This window comes from Olivibacter sp. LS-1, assembly GCF_008245145.1.
In the GTDB taxonomy this organism is placed as follows: Bacteria; Bacteroidota; Bacteroidia; order Sphingobacteriales; family Sphingobacteriaceae; genus Olivibacter; species Olivibacter oleidegradans.
This window is the reverse complement of the sequence record NZ_CP041643.1, coordinates 1,744,497-1,763,606: the sequence shown is the minus strand read 5'-3', so window position 1 is coordinate 1,763,606 and position 19,110 is coordinate 1,744,497. Positions and strand designations below refer to the sequence as shown.

Here is a 19,110-nt window from a genome sequence, read left to right as displayed (position 1 = left end):
TATTAACAAGATCGATATAACGGAAAATAGAGCGGATTCGGAGTTAATCCTCTCTCAATTTTATTCTGAACCAATTCATTGTAAATCGTTTCATTAGCGATAAACTGCCATGTCGTAAAGTCGAATAGGTTATCAGAAAAACCTATTTTAAAATGAAAAAGGGAGTCGGCTTTTCCACCTACTCCACTGCCAAGATGCAGAAGCCGAGCATCTCTAGCTCTGCCCAGTAGCGTAGCTTCATCAAAGATTAGCTTCATTGGCGACTCCGAAAAGAATTCACTCCTAGTTCCAGCTAAATGAAGTTGCATAATGTCGTTTGTTAATACTACCATCGCTCCAGCCACTATTTTATTCTCATAGCATGCCAGCAGTAACTCTGTTTGATAATCTGTAGCATGCATAAAACGTTCGAAGTATTCATCTTCAAAAAAATACTTTTCAGACGCACCCACCTTTATCATATTCTCTCGATAAATCGTGATAAACTCTCTTAATTGTAATTCAGAATCTGCCCGATGCACCTCGTAGCCTTTGCGTCTCAACTGGCTAACTTTCATCCGTATGGGGCGCCGATATTTTGATCGTTGTTCCTCTAGTGAAGTTTGAAGATTAATAGCAACAGTCTGCCCAACGTCTAATAATTGCCCATCTTTAATACTTTTAAAAATTGCTTTTTGATCAAATAACGGATGAAGCACACTAAAACAGCAAATGATATTTTCTTTTAGCAGGAATTTTTTAAGTGCATCTGAAAACCTATCGATAAAGCCATCGTCTACAAAATTAGTTCTATCTATGTTGGTTAGCGCACCAGTATAACCGTAAACCGATGTACAATCGAAATATGGTGTTTGTTCGATTTTGCGTTTAATAAAAGGTAAGCTCAGAAATCGACTACCTTCCTGGTAAACAAAAATAAAAGGATCACCTCCATGGTCCATTAAATGATAGTCATGCGTATGATAAAAGTCGAATTCGGTACTCTCTTTAATATAGTGATTCCAAGTATCTTTCTCTTTTATACCATTTGCATCTGTTATTTTAGCTGTAGAAAATGTGTTCGTTAAAAGTATGTTCATGTTTTGTGTGTTAGAGAAATTATTATTAATACCAAAAGCTATTTCCCAAAAGCGCCCTCATAAACAACAGCTCATATAAAACACATAGTTGAATGACAAAGCAAAGATATCGCTAATCGAGATCGATTAGCGTATCTTCTCAGCACATGTTACGCTATTGTGGATTATCGTATAAGGAAAGCAGAAGTGTGAAAAAACCTTAAAACATGAGAATATTCTATGTAAAAAAAAGAGAAATCCTTCACGTCACCTCACTGAAATTGTATGTTTATTAAAGTGAGTAAAATCTTTAAATTGCTGATTTTTATCTTTTATCTGCTTAAAGTACTCGTATGTAATTTTTAATCCTTCAGATCTTGATACTTTAGGTTGCCAACCCAATATTTCTTTCGCCTTTGTTATATCAGGACGTCTTTGTTTAGGGTCATCTGTTGGTAGTGGCTTACATATCAGTTTTTGATTCGCACCAGTCAGACGTAAAATTTCTTCTCCAAATTCACGGATAGTAATTTCATCTGGATTACCGATATTCAAAGGAAGTGCGTAATCACTTAAAAGTAGTCGGTAAATTCCATCTACTAGATCATCCACAAAACAAAAAGAACGCGTCTGTGAACCATCGCCGAAAACGGTCAAATCCTCTCCCCTTAATGCTTGCCCAATAAAAGTTGGCAAAACTCGCCCATCATTTAGCCGCATTCTAGGACCATAGGTATTAAAAATTCGCACTATTCTCGTTTCCAAACCATGGAAAGTATGATAGGCCATGGTAATCGCTTCCTGGAATCTTTTCGCTTCATCATAGACACCTCGAGGTCCAACAGGATTGACATTCCCCCAATACTCCTCAGGTTGCGGATTAACTAAAGGATCACCGTATATCTCTGACGTAGAAGCAACTAGAATTCTGGCTTTTTTTTCCATAGCCAAACCAAGAAGATTATGAGTCCCTAAAGAACTAACTTTCAAAGTTTGTATAGGAATCTTGAGATAATCTATGGGACTTGCTGGCGACGCAAAATGGAGAATGTAATCGAGTTTTCCAGGAACATGTACGAAATTAGAAACATCGTGATGATGAAATTCGAAGTTTGGTAATTTAAACAAATGTTCTACGTTAGCCAAGGCGCCTGTTATCAGGTTATCCATACCAATGACGTGGAATCCTTCTTGGGTGAATCTATCGCATAAATGAGACCCTAAAAAACCAGCAGCTCCGGTGATTAATACTCTTTCTTTTTTCATTGCTTTTATTTGAAATGATTGATTTATATGAGTTATATACTGTTTAGTCACGCCTATTCTAAGGCATTTTTCCGATTTATATACTTAAAAACTTATCAATTAGAAAATTTTATCTATCTTTGCGTGTCAGATTTACACTAGCAGTACAATTTCTTTGGCACACAGCCGTTAGTATTAAGCAGTGATCAACGTTATTTTTTTAATCCAACCGTAACGAATAACGCTCACTTTTGGCGGAGTTTACAATTTACAACCAACCGTTGTGTTTTCTTTTGCCTCAGTTTCGTTATTATTACACAATTCAACACTTAAATGAAAAAAAAATTCTTTTTTATTTTCTCAACCGCAAGTGCGCTGTTACTGGCTGCCGCATGTTCAAAACAAGATTTAATAGAAGAAACGCAACTAACTGAAGGTCCTTCAGCTACTATGTCCACATCGGGGAAAAGTTCGTCAACTTTTTTTTACGGAGTAAACGGTCATCCCCTGGGCACCAAACCCTACACAAGTGTACCCGCGAAAACTCAAATTAATCTGTTAAAAGGTATGGGCATGAACATTTATCGAATTGATGTGCAATCTCAATTAGATAACGGCTATATAACAGTACCTCATTTGTATAAACCGCTTAAAGAAGCCGCTGACGCTGCGGGAGTTACGTTACTACCTATGCTTTATCCAAGAGATTTTGACATAAATCTCTCTGAGCGTCAATCCTACGAACGAGGACGTGTTCTTGGCGATCGTTTTGCCCGTCGATATGGGAATGATTTCACCTATTATAATATCGGAAACGAAATGGAATTAAGGTGCCTTCTATCGGGGTCACTCTCTGGAGCGTCAGTATCGCATTATGATCAAAAAAAGTTCAAAGTAGTCGCCGCTTATTTAAAAGGGATGAACGATGGTATCAAATCCAAAGATCCAAATGCGAAAACCATAATTAACGCCAACTGGATGCACTATCAGTACCTTCTCATGCTCGAACGCCATGGAGTTAAATTTGACATTGTTGGATATCATTGGTACGATGAAATGGAGTCCTTAGCTTTAAAAAACCATAACATCAGTGACATTACACAATTTTTATCGTCTAAGTTTAATAAACCGATATGGTTCCTAGAAGTCGGTGTCCGGAACAAAACCGGCACTCGCTCAGAAGCTGAGCAGAAAGCTTTTCTCGATTCATTCATTGCTAAATGCAGGAATAATCCGCAAGTCCGCGCTGCCATCATTTACCAATTATTCGACGAACCACAAAAAGGGACCGGACTGGAAGCTAATTACGGCATTTTTAAATGGGCTAAACAATATACCGAGTACCGTGCGAAATCTTTCGCTAGATAGCCATTTTTTTATTAGTATTTAAGACTGTTGATCACTGCTAAGTAGAGGCTCTCTAAAAGGGGCCTCTATTTTTTTACACCATAGGAAAATGCTAGACTATAAGGTGCATATCATCATGATTATCCTTATGAAGTAAATCCTCTTTATTGGTTACTTGACTATATAGACGCAGATAGTTTGTGATATTATTTTCATTGTTAAATCGAACAACATGTTTTTTCGAGAGCTTGCCTTTCTGTTCTATCAACTCCCTATTGTCTATTATTTCTAATAAAATTTCCGATAACTCGTCATTTTCGGGATTGAAAAGCCATGCGCATTCGCCGTTAAAGATTTCGGGCAACCCTCCTTTACTTGACATACAAACTGGCACGCTATGAGCTAAAGATTCAATCGCAACCCTACCAAAGGGCTCCTCCCAAATTGATGGCACGATGGATACATCTATTTGCTTGTAAAATTCCGTAGGACTTACTACGCCAACAAAATGACAGATTATACCGTCAAGCTTTTCTTTAATAATGTTCAGATAAAGATCATCCCCTTTCCCTGCTAACACCAAAGAAAAGCTATCTGGGAACTTAGCATGTACGATTCGTAATTGTTCAACCAGGTAACTGACCCCCTTATCTTCCGCTATTCTACCCATAAATCCAAAAACGACCTTCTCGTTTGCAGCCTTTATAAGGGTCGATTTTGGCATATCAACAGCGTTGTATACCACTTTAGCATGTTTCATTTTCGAGAAATCACCAAAAATTCGGTGTTTATTGACAATAAATTTGGATATTCCCACAAATACATCCGGATAATCCATATATCTCTTTTTGATATAATGGGTAAAAGCGCAAGGCGTACATAATGTTTCGCAATTTGCTAGCTTGTTGTGCATATTACAGCGGTGGCAGAGCAGATAGTAGTCACGCATCGTATGAACGACAGGAAATCCCATATTCTTAAACGTTTTCCAAATATGCGGCGAAAAGCCTTGAATATTATTTGTGTGAATGATATCTGGCTTAATTCTTTTTAAAATTTTCCCCAATTTGGAATTATAAAAAGGGTTTCCCGAGTCAATAAAGAACCAGATTATTTTTTGAATGAGATTTCTCTTTATACCTGAATAGGGGGAGAAAATATTTCTCTCTTTCAACCGTATTATAACCACACCATTTAATTTCACCACTTCATCCTTAGCACCCAGTGTTATTACAAATACCTCGTGCTTCTGTTCTTTCAACCCCTCAGCAAGTAACTGAACTGAAACCTCAGCTCCTCCAATGAGCTTCGGATAATAAAACGTATTCACCAAAAGTATTCTCACAACTTTTATATTAATTTTACGCTAAATATATAATCACCTCGAGCTCTTTGAATTAATTCACAAAGTCGAATACCTTAGCTTCGCAATGCTCTTTATGCTTTTCAATTACAAACTTTTTTATCTTCATTACAAATTGTTCTTCATCAAATGATTCAGCATGTTTCCTGATAAAGGCCGAATTAAAAGCAAAGTTGTCAAATATACTCACGGCATGTATAATCGCTTCGGTTGTTTGTGTGTTGAAAAATAGAGCCGTCGATCTCTCAGCGCTTGAAATATCACTAACCGGTATCATAGTATCGAGTACGCCCCCACTACCATAAGCAATTACAGGTCTGCCTGAAGCACTTGCTTCAAGAGGTGTTATACCATAATCTTCAAGCTGCGGAAATATCAGTGCTTTGCATCTCGCAAAAACCGTTGCTAATGCATCAGCGCTTAGTGATTTAAGAAATTGAATATTAGGTCCTGCCATAGAGCGTAATTCATTTTCCTTTGTTCCTTTTCCCACTATCAATAGCTTTTTATCAGGCATTTGATTAAATGCCTCAATCACTAAGTCAACCTTTTTATAAGGCTCAAATCGGGAGACAACCAAAAAATAATCTTCAGGATTTTCATCCACATAAAAATTTTTGCATTTAACTGATGGATTAATAACGCTAATTGGTTGCTTAGGATGATAAGCCTGTTCAATTCTGGGTACAACTTCGCTAGAGTTTGTAACAAACCAATCAGTCCTTCTCGCAGATTTTAAATCAATTTTTCGCAAACGATTAATAACATATTGAAACGCTATTCTCTTTAAGAACGACGCATTTCTCACCTGCTCGTAGGTTTCTGATCGCCAAACTAAGCGAAATGGCGTATGGCAGTACGTAATGATCAATGCATCACTTCTTGTTTTGATATACTTAGCGCAATGTGTCGTAGATTGAAGTATAACATCATAGGCAGTTAGATCTAACTGTCTCATTGCCCAAACTCCAAAAGGGAAAAAGAGCTTTTTCATCGTGTCCTCATTTCTCACAAGCTTACCAAACCAACTTGTTTTAATGTTCACTTGTTTAAATTCTTCATATGTAGCGTGAGGATCATATGCAAGTGTATAAACCGGTGCATCTGGAAAAGCCTGATGAAAACTTAAGGCTACCTGCTCGGCCCCCCCTCTTCGAACAATATCGTCTTGAACAATTGCTAATTTCATATATAGTAATGTTTGCGGTCTGTAATTTGACTAAAAATCTTCTTTATAAAGATTCAAGATTTAAGCGAACTAATGACTAGGGTAATAGTTGTGATGATATTAAAACATCAAAGTTTTCCTTATTCAAATAGGATTGTCGACTTTATTTCTTGACCCTTAACTAGTTGAAGTTGATCGAATATTTTTTAATATATAACTTTGTTGACTTATTTTCACCAGAGTTTCTGCATCAATACTTTGAGTAAGGACACAATTTGGCCCAACCAAACTCCCTCTACCGATTTTTATCGGACCGATTAACTTGGCACCGGCACCTATTACACTGTTTGCTTCAACGGAGGGAAACCCATCATCATTTGGCACTACCTTTCCTTGTCTCTTTCTACCTAAGGTAACCCCATGGTACAGGGTCACGCCCTCCTCAATAACAACTCCTTCTCCGATTACTAACCCCACTCCATGTATGATCACAATCCCGCCGCTGATGGACGATCGGTAATCGATATCTATACCATAAAGTATTTGGATGCATCTTGTTAATATTAAAGGTAGTAATGGGATCTTTATTTTATACAACCAGTTGCTTAATCTATATACAAAAAGTGCGTGAAAGCCACGATTCGCTAACACTGCCAGCAAATAATTGATTTCATAAACTTTTTTCAGCTGTCGAAGATCTCGTCCTGTCTCTTTTATCCAACCCATTGCGATTTATTTATAAGATCCAATAATTTTTTTGCCGAACGCTCCCAAGTAAACTCTTTACTACGTGTAAAATTAGATTGAATAATATGGGTTACCTCTTCTTGAGATTTACTTAAAAAAGTATTAAAAGCATTTTTTAAACTCATTAAAGAGTTTGGATTAAAATAAATAGCACCATCCCCAGCTATTTCTTTAAAAACTTGTATATCAGATATTATCAAAGGACATCCGCTAGCCATTGCTTCGACTATCGGTATTCCAAAACCCTCATATATCGACGGATTCAATAGTGCCTTTGCTCGAAGGTATAAACTTGCTAACTGACTATCATTGCATTTATCAAATACCTCAACATTTGTAGGCAAATCGAAATCCACTTCTGCAAACTCTTTCGATTTAGCTCCAACAACGACCAGTCTCTGATTTCTGAACTCTTCCAAAGAAAATAATTTAATTAATAGATTTATATTCTTCCTGGGATGCATAGACCCTACAAACAAAAAGAAGTCTTCTTTGTTACATACTATATTTTCGACACTGCTATATACAAAATCATTCGATGGTGCATTATAAATTACTGTAATACGATCCTTACTCACATCAAGGTGATCGGCTATTTCCTTTTTGGAAAATTCACTAACGGTTACAATCTCCCTTGCTATCCTTACCAGTTTTGGTATCATAAATTGATAATATTTGCTAAACGCCCAACTAAACCATTTAGGATCTACCCTATATGTCATGTCGTGAATACAAAGCACTTGATTTTTGTTAAAAAGAGTGCCTATATTACAAAGGTTCAATAAAATATAGTCATTTTTGTTTTTTAAAAACCGTGCAATAGTTAGCTGTTCCCAAAGTATTATGCTTTTACATCCGTCTAGAGGTAACAATACATGCCCCGGCAGATCAATTTCAGTAGTTTCCAAGAAAGAGGGAATAATTACTTTAACATCTACCTCTAGTGATACTAACGCTTTTGTAATCTCAAAAGCGTAGCGCTGCACACCCGTAAGTCGCTGTGTAAGGTATTTACCATTAATATATATTGTCATGAATTATGAGAGAAATAAAATTAGTTATTATTTCGTCGAAGCTATAAATTGTCTAAAAATTAAATAAGCAGGTTTTAAACGACGTTGATTTCCTTCCATGTATATCAAACCATAATTCGGTTCATCTGGATATCTTGGCTTTAGCGCAGGTTGATCGAATAACTCATAAATAAATAAACCACTAATTACTTTATGCTTCAAAATTCGCTCTATACTTTTCGCTATATAGTCTTTTTGAGACGCAAACGAATGCTTTACTGTTCCCGCATGAGTATTAAACTCAGTAACCCAAATTTCCTTTCTATATTTTTCTTTAAGCGTCGGCAAAAAATCACCGTAAGGCTTTCTAGCATTTGTAATATCCCCCATGTCTGAATACCAGTGATACCCAATAATATCGTAGTTGACATGATGCTTTTCTAACAACTCTAGATAATACCAATGCGTCCAACCCAAAGAGATACTTACACGTAAAGATGATTTAACTGTCTTCATACCGTTAATAAACCCTTGCAGCAACCACATCCGCTTCTTCGCCTTTACTAGGTCATAGTGAGAGGCTCTTGTTCCATCAAGCTTTCTGCTTTTTATCAATTTTGTTTCCCACTCGTTTCCTACTTCCACAACATCTATTAGGTCTCCATATTCTTTTGCAAATGTTTTCCCTTGTTCATAATACAAATTATAGGTGTTCAATGAGTCAATTACAGTAGTATCAATCCTTGGAAAAACGGCTGGCATCGGTTTCACATTGATGGACTTTAGTTGTCTTACAAATGCGTAAAATGCGGCTTCGTTTTTCGATCGCCCTGTATTCGCTAAAGGCACATCAATCCGGTAATAATCCACCTTCAGATCTTTCAAAAATGAAAGTTGTTCTGCCCAGGTACGTTTGTTATATGCCTGTTGCGTAAAAGGATGCCCATTTATTCCCCAAATAAATACTCTGTTTTCCTTTGTCTGCCCGTTAACACGGTTACTCGATGATAAAAAGAATATCAGAAATATAAGCCCAAGGAGTTTCTCAAAATACAGCATCCGATTTGTTTTTATAATAAACTTTCAATATATAGCCTAGCGCTAGAAAAATCCAAAAAGAAGGGTACATAAACTCAGGGACCGTTGCCATCAAATTAAAATAGAGAATTAACAGCCCTATACTATAACAAAAAGCCACATCCCGCTGAAGAATAAAAATACGCGTATGCTTCAATATAAAGAAGGAAAACACCAGGAAGCCTATGATACCATTATTTACAAGTATCGTTGTAATAAAGTCCGTTGATCGAATATATCCAAATCCTATTCCAAAGAGTTTATGTGGAAAATGTAACCCGGTCCAGTAAGCAAGATGATAAGAGAACTTACCACCCCTATCTTGCGACGAACTACTATCGCCGCTGAGCTTATTCCCAAACACGCTGTCGTAAAGTGCATCAAATGTACTGCGAAATGCGTCCAGTTGTAGTATTGCCAACACCGCGAGTACGACAATCATTACGTAAAAAATTTGTTTGTAGCGTTTTCTGTAAACGAACCAAGCAATAAAAAAAACAATGATTGAAAAGTATGCGGTAGTAGAAAAAGTAAAAATTAAACAAACAAGTAATAACACAGAATCAAACTTTCTCCGTAAGGCGTAACTTAGCACCCAAAAAGGTTGTATAGTAAAGGTGAACATTGATGGTTCGCCTGTATATCCTTTCATCCTCTGAAATCTCATACCAGCAATAGTAGTTGTTTGAAACAAAGATGCAGAGGTTTCTCCAAACTTTCTATTGGTCACGAAATCTCCAGGGCTACCCGTTATCATATAAAAGATCACTTCATAAATCGCGTAAAAGCATAAAATACGTAAGGCCCAATAAATATAATCTATAATGGAATGATCGGCGTAATATTTAACCAGCAAATAAATTATAACTGAGATCATTAAATAGAGAGATTGTGTCAAATGGGAAGGTCGATAAAAGTAATCCAAAAACATACCCTGATTTATTAGCACGATTCGCTCATCTAATTTTAACTCATAGATCAGATTAAGAAATTGAGAGATTATACTAAAGCAGATATAAATCAAAAAGAAAACGCTTAAATCTCTTAAGACCATTTTTTTTTGATTCCCTGCAGGAAACGCACATACAACCCCAAAAAGAATCGCTATAAGTACACTTATGATGGTTGTGCCTTGTACAGAGGGGATAAGTAAAAATGATGTTATTGGAAAGAACAAAACGGCAAAATTGATACTACTTCTGTAAAATGGCATCACACCGTATGTTTCATTTACCACTCCTTCATAAGAACTAAGTTCTAAAGGAAAATTTTCATTTTTCATACTTTAAAGCTTCAATCGTTTTCTCCAGTTCTTTCTCTCTAACGTATCTTCGTAACCATATCCATATCCATAGCTATAGTACGCTGAGCTGTTTACATTAATATCATTAACTATCAAATACATATTTTTGAGCCGATTCTTTTTATTTAATTCATTAATAAAATCGAACTGATCTTTTTTAGTATAATTATGCCGGCACACATAGGCCGTCATCTCAACATATTGTTGGATTATAAAAGCATCTGACACTAACCCAACTGGAGGTGAATCAACAACGACGTAATCGAATCGATGCTTTAACTTGTCGAACAAAGCTTCAACCTTTTCATCAAGAATTAGTTCCGCAGGGTTCTCGATTGAAATGCCAGCGCTTAACAGAAAACATGACGGGCTAAGTGGACTTTGCACAATACAATCTTCCACCTCTAAACGGCCTGAAATTACTTCCGAAAATCCCGCTACAGGCTCGTTAATACCCATCATCGCTGCCAACTTAGGTTGTCGCAAGTCAAGTTCAACAAAAACCACCCTTTTCCCAGTTAATGAAAGAGAAAGACCTAGATTGAGAGACATAAAGCTTTTGCCCTCTCCCTTGATAGTAGAAGTGACCATTATAGTTTTGGACTGCTTAGACTGCAAGGCGTAGTACAGGTTGGCTCGCAAGCTCCTAAACCCTTCTGAGAGTGCTGAGTTTCTAGCTCCTGATCCCACCACATGTTGTTGTTCGGAAGCACTATGTCCAATCTTTCCGATAATTTCAACATCACTATACCGCTCAAAATCAAATTCAGATTGGATTTTTGTACGTGTTAATTCTCTCAAATTTAGAAAGCCAAAAGGCACAATCAGCCCCATCATAGTTGCCATTAAATAGATGACAGAAGGCATGGGTTTTACAGGGCCTTCGCTGCTTTTTGCATCATCAACTATGTTGGCGAGCTCCGCGTTAGATGATTTTGCAATATTAGCTTCTTCACGCTTCTGTAATAGATATACATAGAGTTGTTGTTTAAGTTCCTGCTGACGACTGTAGTTAACAAACTGCCTTTCCTTGGCTGGAACTTGGCTTATTTGGCTATTAAACCCGCTATTTACCCGTCCCAACTCTTCATTTGTCACTTGCAATTCCTTTTTGTAAGACGCTATGTTCTGAAGTAGATTATTTCTTTCTGATTTGATCTGTTGTGTAAGGTTGATGATTACGGGGTTCGAATCTGTATATGATAATTTCTTCTTTTCATATTCTTGCAACAATACATTATACTGGTTCAAAGAAGAATTAAAAGCAGCATTTTGGATTACTGTAGAACTAGGTATATGGCTATTCGAAGGATTTTGCACGTAAGCTTCTAGTTGACGTATCACTTTCAATTGAGCCTGCTGGTCTTTCAACCTGTTATAATATTCATTCGCGTTGCCAACTAGCATTTTTGATTGCTCAGATAAGTCGGTAATTCGGTTGCTGCTTCTAAATCCTTCCAACTCCTTTTCGACATCAGTCAATTCAGATGCTACCAAGTTCAATCGGTCGTCAATAAACACCAACATACTATCCGCTAACCTAATTTTTTTATCTTTATTATCACTTATATACCTACTCATTATAGTTTGAAGGATCAACTCGCCCCGTTTCGGATCAGGATAGAATAATTGTAAGTTGGCTGTTGTAGCAGTTTTATCGGTTAGCTCTACACTAAAACTATTTAGTAATGAGTTGGCTGCCGCATTTTCCGAGATAATGTTTATCCAATACTTTTCTCCAATCCGCAATTCCGCCGATTCTTTCTTCGAAATGCCAATATTGTATTGTTTTGTATTAAGGATATTATTGACCGCAATTACCTTGTTAAAATTTTCATCTTCGCTTATAATACGGAGCTTCTCACCTTCCAAAACTTCGACTTCAAAGTTTCGTTCTTTAACGGAATCGACAATAATTTTGCTGACAGATACATTGAATGGAGTTTTATCAAAAAGTTCCTTAAATGTAGGACCGTTTTTTATTCCCGTTTTAATATTCAAATTTAATTCCTTTACAACCTCAAGTGCTAAACTTCTAGAAGACAACACCTTCATTTCATTCATTACGTTCTCTGTCGGCTTGAGCAGAAAAGAAAGTCCGTTATCATTTGCAAATGATGTTACAGCTTTACTCTCCGTCATACTCTTTTGATCCTTTAACATTAAAACCCCGGACACCAAATATTGAGGTGTTGAATATTTCAAGTAAGCGAATGCCAACAAAACAAAGAAACAAACTCCTAAAAGATAAACGTACCAGAAGCTGGCCATGCGTTTAAAAAACCTTGACATTTTTTTATCGTTGTCTCTATCTACTTGCATTTTCATAATCCTAATTTTTACGGAGATTAATTTCTAAACACCAGTATACCCACCGATACTAATGATGCTAATAAGCTTAAATATCTAACAAGAGAAGTGTCTGCGTTTAATAGCTTGGCTTTTGATGGTTCAACATATACAATATCGTTCTGCCTCAAATAGAAGTATGGTGAATTAAAAACATCTTTAGAAGTTAAATCCATCTTTACCGCGACTGCCTTTCCTTCATCATCTTTCCTCACAACAAGCACATTGGAACGGCGGCCATACACTGATAAATCACCGGCAAAAGCGATAGCGTCCAATACCGAGACACGTTGATTCGGAATGATAAAGGTACCAGGACGTCCAACCTCACCTAATACAGAAACCCTAAAATTAGAGAATCTCAGGCTAACGGTAGCGCCCTTAAAATACTGAGAAGCGATTTCACGGATTTTTTCCTTCGCTTGCAGAAGCGTACTACCAGCAAGATCAATCTTGCCTAGAATAGGAATTTCAACAGTTCCATCTTGACCAACAAGGTACCCTAAGACCATTTGACTGTTAACACTCGTTCCAATTCCTACAATATTTCCAGGTACTGACGTATTTCCACTATTAATAGCTTCCGATGCTTCCTGATCTACTGTATTTACACGGATATTCAAAATATCATCTGGCTTGATCTTCACCTCTTCAAATTTGATCATCGCGAACTCTGTTCCCGATTTTACCTCGGGCAGATCCTGAAAGTATTTCAACTTTCTAGAACTAGTACAAGCGGAGGTAATCGCGATTATTGCCATTACGAAAATCATCAAAGGCTTTTTGCATTTAGTTTTCATAGTCTTAATTTGGTATATTTATTTATAATGTAGATGTACATAGGTGTAGCTCTGAGGTGTTTCTTACAGTTGCACTAAAAAGGTTTCTATACATTGCGTCTATTCGTGCTGTCGATAAAAAATCGATAGCAATGTCCACATTGGCCTTTACGTCTATAGTTTGCGCAATATCTTCTACGCTTTCTAGCTCCCCAATAGCGAAGACTTGAAGTCCCATTGATTTTAAAAAATCGAACACAAGATTTTTTGGGTTCATGAAAACAAGCTTACCCAAAAGAAGTGCAATCCAAATGTTGCCCATACCAAGCGGTCGAATCGAATTGCTAACAAATATATCAGACTTATAAAAAGCGGTTAGATACTCGTGTAGCGTTAAAAACTGAGTAAGGTAGGTTATTTTTGTTAATAACGGCTTCCTTTCAATTTCTTTTTGTAAGATCTTAATATATTTCTCGTTACCATAACTTAACGGAATAACTATTTCTTCAAATCCGAGCTGTCTTAACTCTTCCAACGCGTCTAAATGATTATTGGAAGCAACACCCGAATTGCCAAGAACGATCTTAAAATCACTAATTTTCTTGTGTTTAAAATTACGATTATACAAAAATTGGCTTACGATAAATTCGGCATCGTACTCAAACATGTAAGCAAAATCCAAATGATTAGCTTTTAACCCCTTAATATGGGTTACTGCATAGTCATATTCAGGTTTTATCCAAGTTAAAACGTTCGCCACCTTTGTATAAACTTTGCTTAAGTCAATATTGAGAAAAAAGTGTCGAGCACGAGTCAAACGAAGTTCAATGGCAGAACGTCGATCTTTAATCTTCTTTACAATATGTTTCGTTTGCTTTTCAAATAGGTCTTCGGTTAGGTAAAGGTCTTTTCCCCAAATAATCCAATTTAGCTCCTGAAAATCATTATCATATACCCATTCGAATAGATCTCGCGTAAAACAGTGAATGAAGACCTTTGCATAATGTCTTGTATTACCGATCCGCCGAGAATCACACATTCTGCAATAAATCAGGTCTTGCCGCTTTATATATTTTAGCGAGCCACATTCTTTTACCACAAAAATGTTATTACCTAACAGTCCCAATGCTTCAAGCTTCTGGACAAAAGGGTCAAAGAACTTCTCGTCATCAAGTATATGTAGATTCATATCTTTTCTTTTTCACATAAATATTTATACATCGATTTCTTTAATTATTCTGTACTCTTAACAAAATACGACATACAAAATTGACTTCTTCCAACGAGAGTTCATGATAAAGTGGTAAGCAAAGTACCCTCTTGGCTATATCATTTGCGATTGGTGTGTTTGAAGACCCTACATATGGCAGATTCGCTAACGAAGGGTAAAAATATCGCCTGGGGAAAATCCGGTTATTATTTAATTCCGCAACATTTTTTGTTAATGTTTCTTCCGAATCAAAAATTAGGGGATAGTATGCGTAGTTGAATTCTGAGTCCTTGTTGATTTCGATTCTTTTTGCTTCTAAGGTACTTAAATTTTGATCGTAATAGCTATAAAGCGTTTTTCGATAATTCATAATCTCATCAATATAAGGAAGATTGGCTAGCCCCATGGCAGCATGAAATTCCGAGTTTTTGCCGTTGATTCCGATGTCATACACTTCGTCTACGTTACTAAATCCGAAATTACGCATATAAGCAATTTTCTTTAACAGTTGAGGGGATTTAGTGAATATAGCGCCACCTTCTATTGTATGGAAAATTTTCGTTGCATGTAAGCTAAGTGCGCTAGCATCTCCATAACTAAAAATCGACTTTCCTTTATACTTCGTCCCAAAACAGTGCGCAGCATCATAGAGAACGCGCAAGTTGTACTTATCCGCTATTCTTTGTATTTCGTCTATCTCACAAGGATTACCATAAACATGAGTTGCAACTATACCTGTTGTTTTCTCCGTAATGGCCGCTTCAATTAAGGAATGATCTATATTTAAGGTTTTAGGGTCAATATCAACAAAAACCGGCTTACAATGCTCCCAAACTAGTGAACTAGTTGTTGCGACAAACGAGAAGGGCGTGGTAATGATTTCGTCTTTCATTCCAAGTGCTTTAAGCCCTATCTGTAACGCAGTTGTTCCATTTGTTACGAATACCATATGGTCAACATCAAGGTATTGTTTTAAGCGAAGTTCAAGATGATTCACAAGAGGGCCATTGTTAGTAAGCCAATGCCTCTGCCAAATATCTTTAATATAAGCAAGATAGTCGTCAAGAGGAGGCATAAACGGTTGGGTAACATAAATCATACGCTGGAAATTATTCGATCCTTGTTTTTATTTGAATGACACTAAATACTTCTGATGATAAATCGCTTGATATAATGCTTTAAAATTAAAGGCACCTTATATTGAATTGGCACCGTAAGGTTAAGGCTTCTCATCTTGGTTGAGGCACTTGATACAGAAGCTCCTCTCAGTCCCAATAACATATTGTAAATTGATACTGCGAAATCTTTGCGCAATTTTTTGTCCCACCCCCCAATAGCATTCAAGTGCTCCGCTATCCTTACTCGTAATTCGACGTAGTTTTCACCGATCTTCTGTCTTTTTTTTAAATCGGAAGGCCTTGAGACCGAGTTTTGTTCTTCATAGATTATTGCGCATATTTTTTCACTCATTTTTATGCTGACATTATTCTTGAGAAGCCGGAACATCAAGTCATACTCCTGAGAGGAACTGATAGTAGTATTCCATCCGTCAATTGCGAGTAATGAGTGTTTACGGTATAGGTTTGCGCTAGTTATCCCAGCTCGTGAAAAAAATAAAGACCTCCAAATACTATCTCCTGACACAACCTTAAAGTTGCATGGTCGCATCTTGGTACGGTAAACTCGGGTGAAGGACCCAATAACCACATCTGCATCCACTCCTATCTCAAGCTGGTCAAGAAGCTTGTCTGGCAAAATTTCATCGTCCGCATCTAAAAATTGAATCCATTCGCCTTTTGCCAAATTTAAGCCTGTATTACGAGCAAAGCCTGCACCTTTTTTATACTCATACACGGAGCACATCCTTTCAGGAAACTGCTTAACATACTTTTCGATTATTTTTTGTGAGCCATCACTTGAATTGTTATTTACAAAAACGATTTCCCAATCCTTGTACTTTTGGTTCAACACACTTTCGACGGCTCTTGATAGATAGCCCTCACAATTAAAACAGGGAATTATTACACTGACCATTACAGATAACTTTGAACCGTTCAATTTTCGATTAAGAAATTATTAAACTCAGCAAAAGAACAATTTATACAAAAAGAAAGAGCTTCGCCATTCCACTTACAGTGGTCATTTTTTCTTGATATAAATCCGTCAAAACTTATATCGTATAAATCCACTGCAAAGATTACTAAATCAACAATAAAATCCTTATTTCAGAGCTATTATGGTAACAAATAGCGCATATCAACGAAATTGTGTAGATAGTTTCACACAATAACACGAATTAACACATCAACTACAGATACACGGTTTTGAATGGCTAAGCCAAAACGAGTAGGTCTGCCGGCTTGCTCATTAATAACGCCGTATCTACCAGTTCATATTGGAGCGGCTCACTACTAATGTAACCTATAAAAGAAAGTTTAAAATGTCGCAGCGCAGCGCATAAAACCGGATGTTGGCTAAGCATGTCTTCATTTTTCACTATCAGTGTTCTTCTTGCCAGTATGGTACCTATATAGTTTTCGTTATAGTAGATTTGTTCAAACCCAAAATTATCCCTTTGTGTCGAGAAAAGCTGTTTATTCATACCATTTAGCGGGCTATTGATATCGGTCAATGATCTTAAATCGTACCAGTACGTACAATCTAAAGGTTCCATACCTATGCTTAAGTACCAACTTAAGGCCCTGCTGTTCCTTTCGAAAACATGAAGTTGAAATAGGTAATCGCCTTTGGGTAGGGTTTGTTTAATATCTGCCATGGCATCGGTCAGCAGCTTCGTTCCTATTCTGCTTCCACGCATCCGATTATCGACAACAATGTGCTTTAAAAAAATAATTCCTTCTAAAAATTGAAAACATGCAAAACCAGATAACTCGTCAGACAACTGATCATATACATAATAAGTTGCATAAGCAGGATGATCAAGAATAGACTGAAAAAACCTGATATATCCCTCGTCTTGATGAACAAAGAATCTCGATACATAAGGATCGTAGGCAGACTTCAAAGATTCGCATATTGCGTTGGCTAATCGCACATCGGTCTTTTTTAAACGCCGAACCTCATACATACATGGTAAAATTTTGACAGTTATTCTAGTTGTAGTTGGGAAAAACAGATGTATCCATCCTTCAATATTCTGCAAGTATAACGCACCTTTGCCAAATAAGAGCGCCTCTTTTGAAATCTGTAGATAAGAATGTGAATTAATTCACACATTTATAAGGAAATCGCGTTATCCATGCTGCTTTGATCATAAAAAAGGAGCTTCTTCTCACAATTCCGTGGCATTCCGTTAACATTTGAGCTGAAGTGCACATATAGCCATAAAATATGCTACAAAAGGATGAAAATCAACCAAAAGACGCCAACAAGAGGCTAAATTTGACTCTTAATTTGATCATTTGTAGTGATTACAAAGACAGCATAGTGCACAAATAACAAAGCTAGTAAAATGAGAAATCAAAGACAATGGATCGCTATTTACACACGGCCTAAATGGGAGAAAAAAGTAAATCAACTTCTACTTCAACAGGGAATTGAATCTTTCTGTCCTCTGATTAAAACAAAAAGACAATGGGCAGACAGAAAAAAAATAGTAGAAATCCCACTGTTTTCATCTTATGTATTTGCGCAGGTTAGCGCTCTTGAACAAAGCCGTGTTGAACAAGCCGCGGGTGTCGTTAATATTGTACATCACTGTGGCAAACCTGCAAAACTCACGCCAGAAGAGATCGACATGATAAAGAACTTGGTTGCCAAAAATTACGAGGGGTTAGAAACCGTTTCATTTGATCAAGTAAATCCTGGGGATCGCATCAAAGTAAGAGCAGGTATTTTGTCCGATTGGCAGGGAGAGGTCATAACGGTGAAGGGAAAATCCGTCGTCATGGTTTTAGAGCAATTTAATTGCGCACTGATAGCTAAAGTAAGCGTTTCACAGCAAAACTTATTACGTGCTTAACGACCGATGAAAGAATCATCAGAGTATTTTTGAAAATAAACCCAAGCAAATCTAATCCTAATGCAGACATCTATGGACAAACATTATGGCCATATTATTGAAAGAATTATCAGGCGTAATGGTTACAGTATAAGCGAACTGGCGCGTTTGACAAATGTAAATAGAAGATCTATATACAATTGGTTCAACCAAAAAAATTTAAAACCTGAAATCATTTTCCGCATTGGCTGCGCATTGAAACATGATTTTTCAGAAGAATTCCCTGAATTGTTCACTGAAGACGAATTTCAAAAAGTAATAGCGCCAGCAAAAACGTCAGAGGAGGATTCACAAACTGGCCCCGAAATTAGTAGCAGCTATTGGAAAGACAAATACATCAGAATTTTAGAGGAGTATAATCGTCTCCTGGTTAACCAAGTAAAACAAGAGCCGAAAAAATCTTAACGGCTTTCGTTTTTTAAGAGCTTTT

General features: G+C 36.8%; 17 protein-coding genes. 3 read left to right on the top strand and 14 right to left on the bottom strand.

All coding sequences use genetic code 11. The features are described 5' to 3' along the window. Window positions 1-2: 2 nt before the first annotated feature. Both FKG96_RS07045 and FKG96_RS07040 read right to left on the bottom strand, forming a co-directional pair. Window positions 3-1,079 carry a GNAT family N-acetyltransferase gene (locus FKG96_RS07045; protein WP_130856210.1) on the bottom strand — a complete coding sequence of 359 codons (1,077 nt, stop codon included), beginning with the start codon at window positions 1,077-1,079 and terminating at the stop codon, window positions 3-5. Window positions 1,080-1,325: 246 nt separating this feature from the next. Next, window positions 1,326-2,324 carry a UDP-glucuronic acid decarboxylase family protein gene (locus FKG96_RS07040; RefSeq protein ID WP_130856209.1) on the bottom strand — a complete coding sequence of 333 codons (999 nt, stop codon included), beginning with the start codon at window positions 2,322-2,324 and terminating at the stop codon, window positions 1,326-1,328. Between the two features lie 312 nt (window positions 2,325-2,636). Here FKG96_RS07040 and FKG96_RS07035 point away from each other — a divergent pair, with 312 nt between their 5' ends. Further along, on the top strand, window positions 2,637-3,671 hold the full coding sequence (locus FKG96_RS07035) for a glycosyl hydrolase 53 family protein (protein ID WP_149105282.1): 1,035 nt from the start codon (window positions 2,637-2,639) through the stop codon (window positions 3,669-3,671). A gap of 91 nt (window positions 3,672-3,762) precedes the next feature. On the opposite strand, the gene FKG96_RS07030 is transcribed toward FKG96_RS07035, so the two are convergent. The 12 genes from FKG96_RS07030 to FKG96_RS06975 form a co-directional block, all read right to left on the bottom strand. Next, entirely contained in the window at window positions 3,763-4,995 is a 1,233-nt protein-coding gene (locus FKG96_RS07030; RefSeq protein WP_130856207.1) for a glycosyltransferase family 4 protein, read from the bottom strand. Window positions 4,996-5,047: 52 nt separating this feature from the next. Then, entirely contained in the window at window positions 5,048-6,202 is a 1,155-nt protein-coding gene (locus FKG96_RS07025) for a glycosyltransferase (RefSeq protein WP_130856206.1), read from the bottom strand. A 156-nt stretch (window positions 6,203-6,358) separates the two neighbouring features. Continuing rightward, entirely contained in the window at window positions 6,359-6,907 is a 549-nt protein-coding gene (locus FKG96_RS07020; RefSeq protein ID WP_130856205.1) for a serine O-acetyltransferase, read from the bottom strand. After that, on the bottom strand, window positions 6,895-7,962 hold the full coding sequence (locus FKG96_RS07015) for a glycosyltransferase family 1 protein (RefSeq protein WP_130856204.1): 1,068 nt from the start codon (window positions 7,960-7,962) through the stop codon (window positions 6,895-6,897). Before FKG96_RS07015 ends, FKG96_RS07020 begins: the two co-directional genes overlap by 13 nt. 27 nt (window positions 7,963-7,989) lie before the next feature. Next, window positions 7,990-9,000, bottom strand: a complete 1,011-nt coding sequence (locus FKG96_RS07010) for a glycosyl hydrolase 53 family protein (protein WP_130856203.1) — start codon at window positions 8,998-9,000, stop codon at window positions 7,990-7,992. Next, window positions 8,987-10,300 carry a hypothetical protein gene (locus FKG96_RS07005; RefSeq protein ID WP_130856202.1) on the bottom strand — a complete coding sequence of 438 codons (1,314 nt, stop codon included), beginning with the start codon at window positions 10,298-10,300 and terminating at the stop codon, window positions 8,987-8,989. The genes FKG96_RS07010 and FKG96_RS07005 overlap by 14 nt, the downstream gene beginning before the upstream one ends. 3 nt (window positions 10,301-10,303) lie before the next feature. Then, window positions 10,304-12,649, bottom strand: a complete 2,346-nt coding sequence (locus FKG96_RS07000; RefSeq protein ID WP_130856201.1) for a polysaccharide biosynthesis tyrosine autokinase — start codon at window positions 12,647-12,649, stop codon at window positions 10,304-10,306. 20 nt (window positions 12,650-12,669) lie between these two features. Then, window positions 12,670-13,470, bottom strand: a complete 801-nt coding sequence (locus FKG96_RS06995; RefSeq protein ID WP_130856200.1) for a polysaccharide biosynthesis/export family protein — start codon at window positions 13,468-13,470, stop codon at window positions 12,670-12,672. Window positions 13,471-13,492: 22 nt separating this feature from the next. Then, window positions 13,493-14,638 (bottom strand): TDP-N-acetylfucosamine:lipid II N-acetylfucosaminyltransferase, encoded by a 1,146-nt coding sequence (locus FKG96_RS06990; RefSeq protein ID WP_130856199.1) that lies wholly within the window; start codon window positions 14,636-14,638, stop codon window positions 13,493-13,495. A 40-nt stretch (window positions 14,639-14,678) separates the two neighbouring features. Continuing rightward, window positions 14,679-15,758 (bottom strand): DegT/DnrJ/EryC1/StrS aminotransferase family protein, encoded by a 1,080-nt coding sequence (locus FKG96_RS06985; RefSeq protein ID WP_130856198.1) that lies wholly within the window; start codon window positions 15,756-15,758, stop codon window positions 14,679-14,681. A gap of 41 nt (window positions 15,759-15,799) precedes the next feature. Continuing rightward, window positions 15,800-16,693: a glycosyltransferase family 2 protein gene (locus tag FKG96_RS06980; RefSeq protein WP_130856197.1), complete on the bottom strand. Its 894-nt coding sequence runs from the start codon at window positions 16,691-16,693 to the stop codon at window positions 15,800-15,802. Between the two features lie 298 nt (window positions 16,694-16,991). Beyond that, the gene (locus tag FKG96_RS06975; protein WP_130856196.1) at window positions 16,992-17,747 is read right to left on the bottom strand and encodes an N-acetyltransferase; all 756 of its coding nucleotides are present in this window, start codon (window positions 17,745-17,747) and stop codon (window positions 16,992-16,994) included. A gap of 384 nt (window positions 17,748-18,131) precedes the next feature. Here FKG96_RS06975 and FKG96_RS06970 point away from each other — a divergent pair, with 384 nt between their 5' ends. Together FKG96_RS06970 and FKG96_RS06965 are read left to right on the top strand one after the other, a co-directional pair. Beyond that, window positions 18,132-18,641, top strand: a complete 510-nt coding sequence (locus FKG96_RS06970) for a UpxY family transcription antiterminator (protein WP_130856195.1) — start codon at window positions 18,132-18,134, stop codon at window positions 18,639-18,641. 72 nt (window positions 18,642-18,713) lie between these two features. Continuing rightward, a complete protein-coding gene (locus FKG96_RS06965; RefSeq protein WP_130856194.1) occupies window positions 18,714-19,085 on the top strand; it encodes a helix-turn-helix transcriptional regulator in 372 nt (123 codons plus the stop codon). Window positions 19,086-19,110: the final 25 nt, after the last annotated feature.

Excerpts from the sequence above, each read along its gene's own strand:
- FKG96_RS07045 (WP_130856210.1), bottom strand. The coding sequence starts at position 1,079 with ATGAACATACTTTTAACGAACACATTTTCTACAGCTAAAATAACAGAT.
- FKG96_RS07040 (WP_130856209.1), bottom strand. The coding sequence starts at position 2,324 with ATGAAAAAAGAAAGAGTATTAATCACCGGAGCTGCTGGTTTTTTAGGG.
- FKG96_RS07035 (WP_149105282.1), top strand. The coding sequence starts at position 2,637 with ATGAAAAAAAAATTCTTTTTTATTTTCTCAACCGCAAGTGCGCTGTTA.
- FKG96_RS07025 (WP_130856206.1), bottom strand. The coding sequence starts at position 6,202 with ATGAAATTAGCAATTGTTCAAGACGATATTGTTCGAAGAGGGGGGGCC.
- FKG96_RS07020 (WP_130856205.1), bottom strand. The coding sequence starts at position 6,907 with ATGGGTTGGATAAAAGAGACAGGACGAGATCTTCGACAGCTGAAAAAA.
- FKG96_RS07015 (WP_130856204.1), bottom strand. The coding sequence starts at position 7,962 with ATGACAATATATATTAATGGTAAATACCTTACACAGCGACTTACGGGT.
- FKG96_RS07010 (WP_130856203.1), bottom strand. The coding sequence starts at position 9,000 with ATGCTGTATTTTGAGAAACTCCTTGGGCTTATATTTCTGATATTCTTT.
- FKG96_RS07005 (WP_130856202.1), bottom strand. The coding sequence starts at position 10,300 with ATGAAAAATGAAAATTTTCCTTTAGAACTTAGTTCTTATGAAGGAGTG.
- FKG96_RS07000 (WP_130856201.1), bottom strand. The coding sequence starts at position 12,649 with ATGAAAATGCAAGTAGATAGAGACAACGATAAAAAAATGTCAAGGTTT.
- FKG96_RS06995 (WP_130856200.1), bottom strand. The coding sequence starts at position 13,470 with ATGAAAACTAAATGCAAAAAGCCTTTGATGATTTTCGTAATGGCAATA.
- FKG96_RS06990 (WP_130856199.1), bottom strand. The coding sequence starts at position 14,638 with ATGAATCTACATATACTTGATGACGAGAAGTTCTTTGACCCTTTTGTC.
- FKG96_RS06985 (WP_130856198.1), bottom strand. The coding sequence starts at position 15,758 with ATGATTTATGTTACCCAACCGTTTATGCCTCCTCTTGACGACTATCTT.
- FKG96_RS06980 (WP_130856197.1), bottom strand. The coding sequence starts at position 16,693 with ATGGTCAGTGTAATAATTCCCTGTTTTAATTGTGAGGGCTATCTATCA.
- FKG96_RS06975 (WP_130856196.1), bottom strand. The coding sequence starts at position 17,747 with ATGTATGAGGTTCGGCGTTTAAAAAAGACCGATGTGCGATTAGCCAAC.
- FKG96_RS06970 (WP_130856195.1), top strand. The coding sequence starts at position 18,132 with ATGAGAAATCAAAGACAATGGATCGCTATTTACACACGGCCTAAATGG.
- FKG96_RS06965 (WP_130856194.1), top strand. The coding sequence starts at position 18,714 with ATGGACAAACATTATGGCCATATTATTGAAAGAATTATCAGGCGTAAT.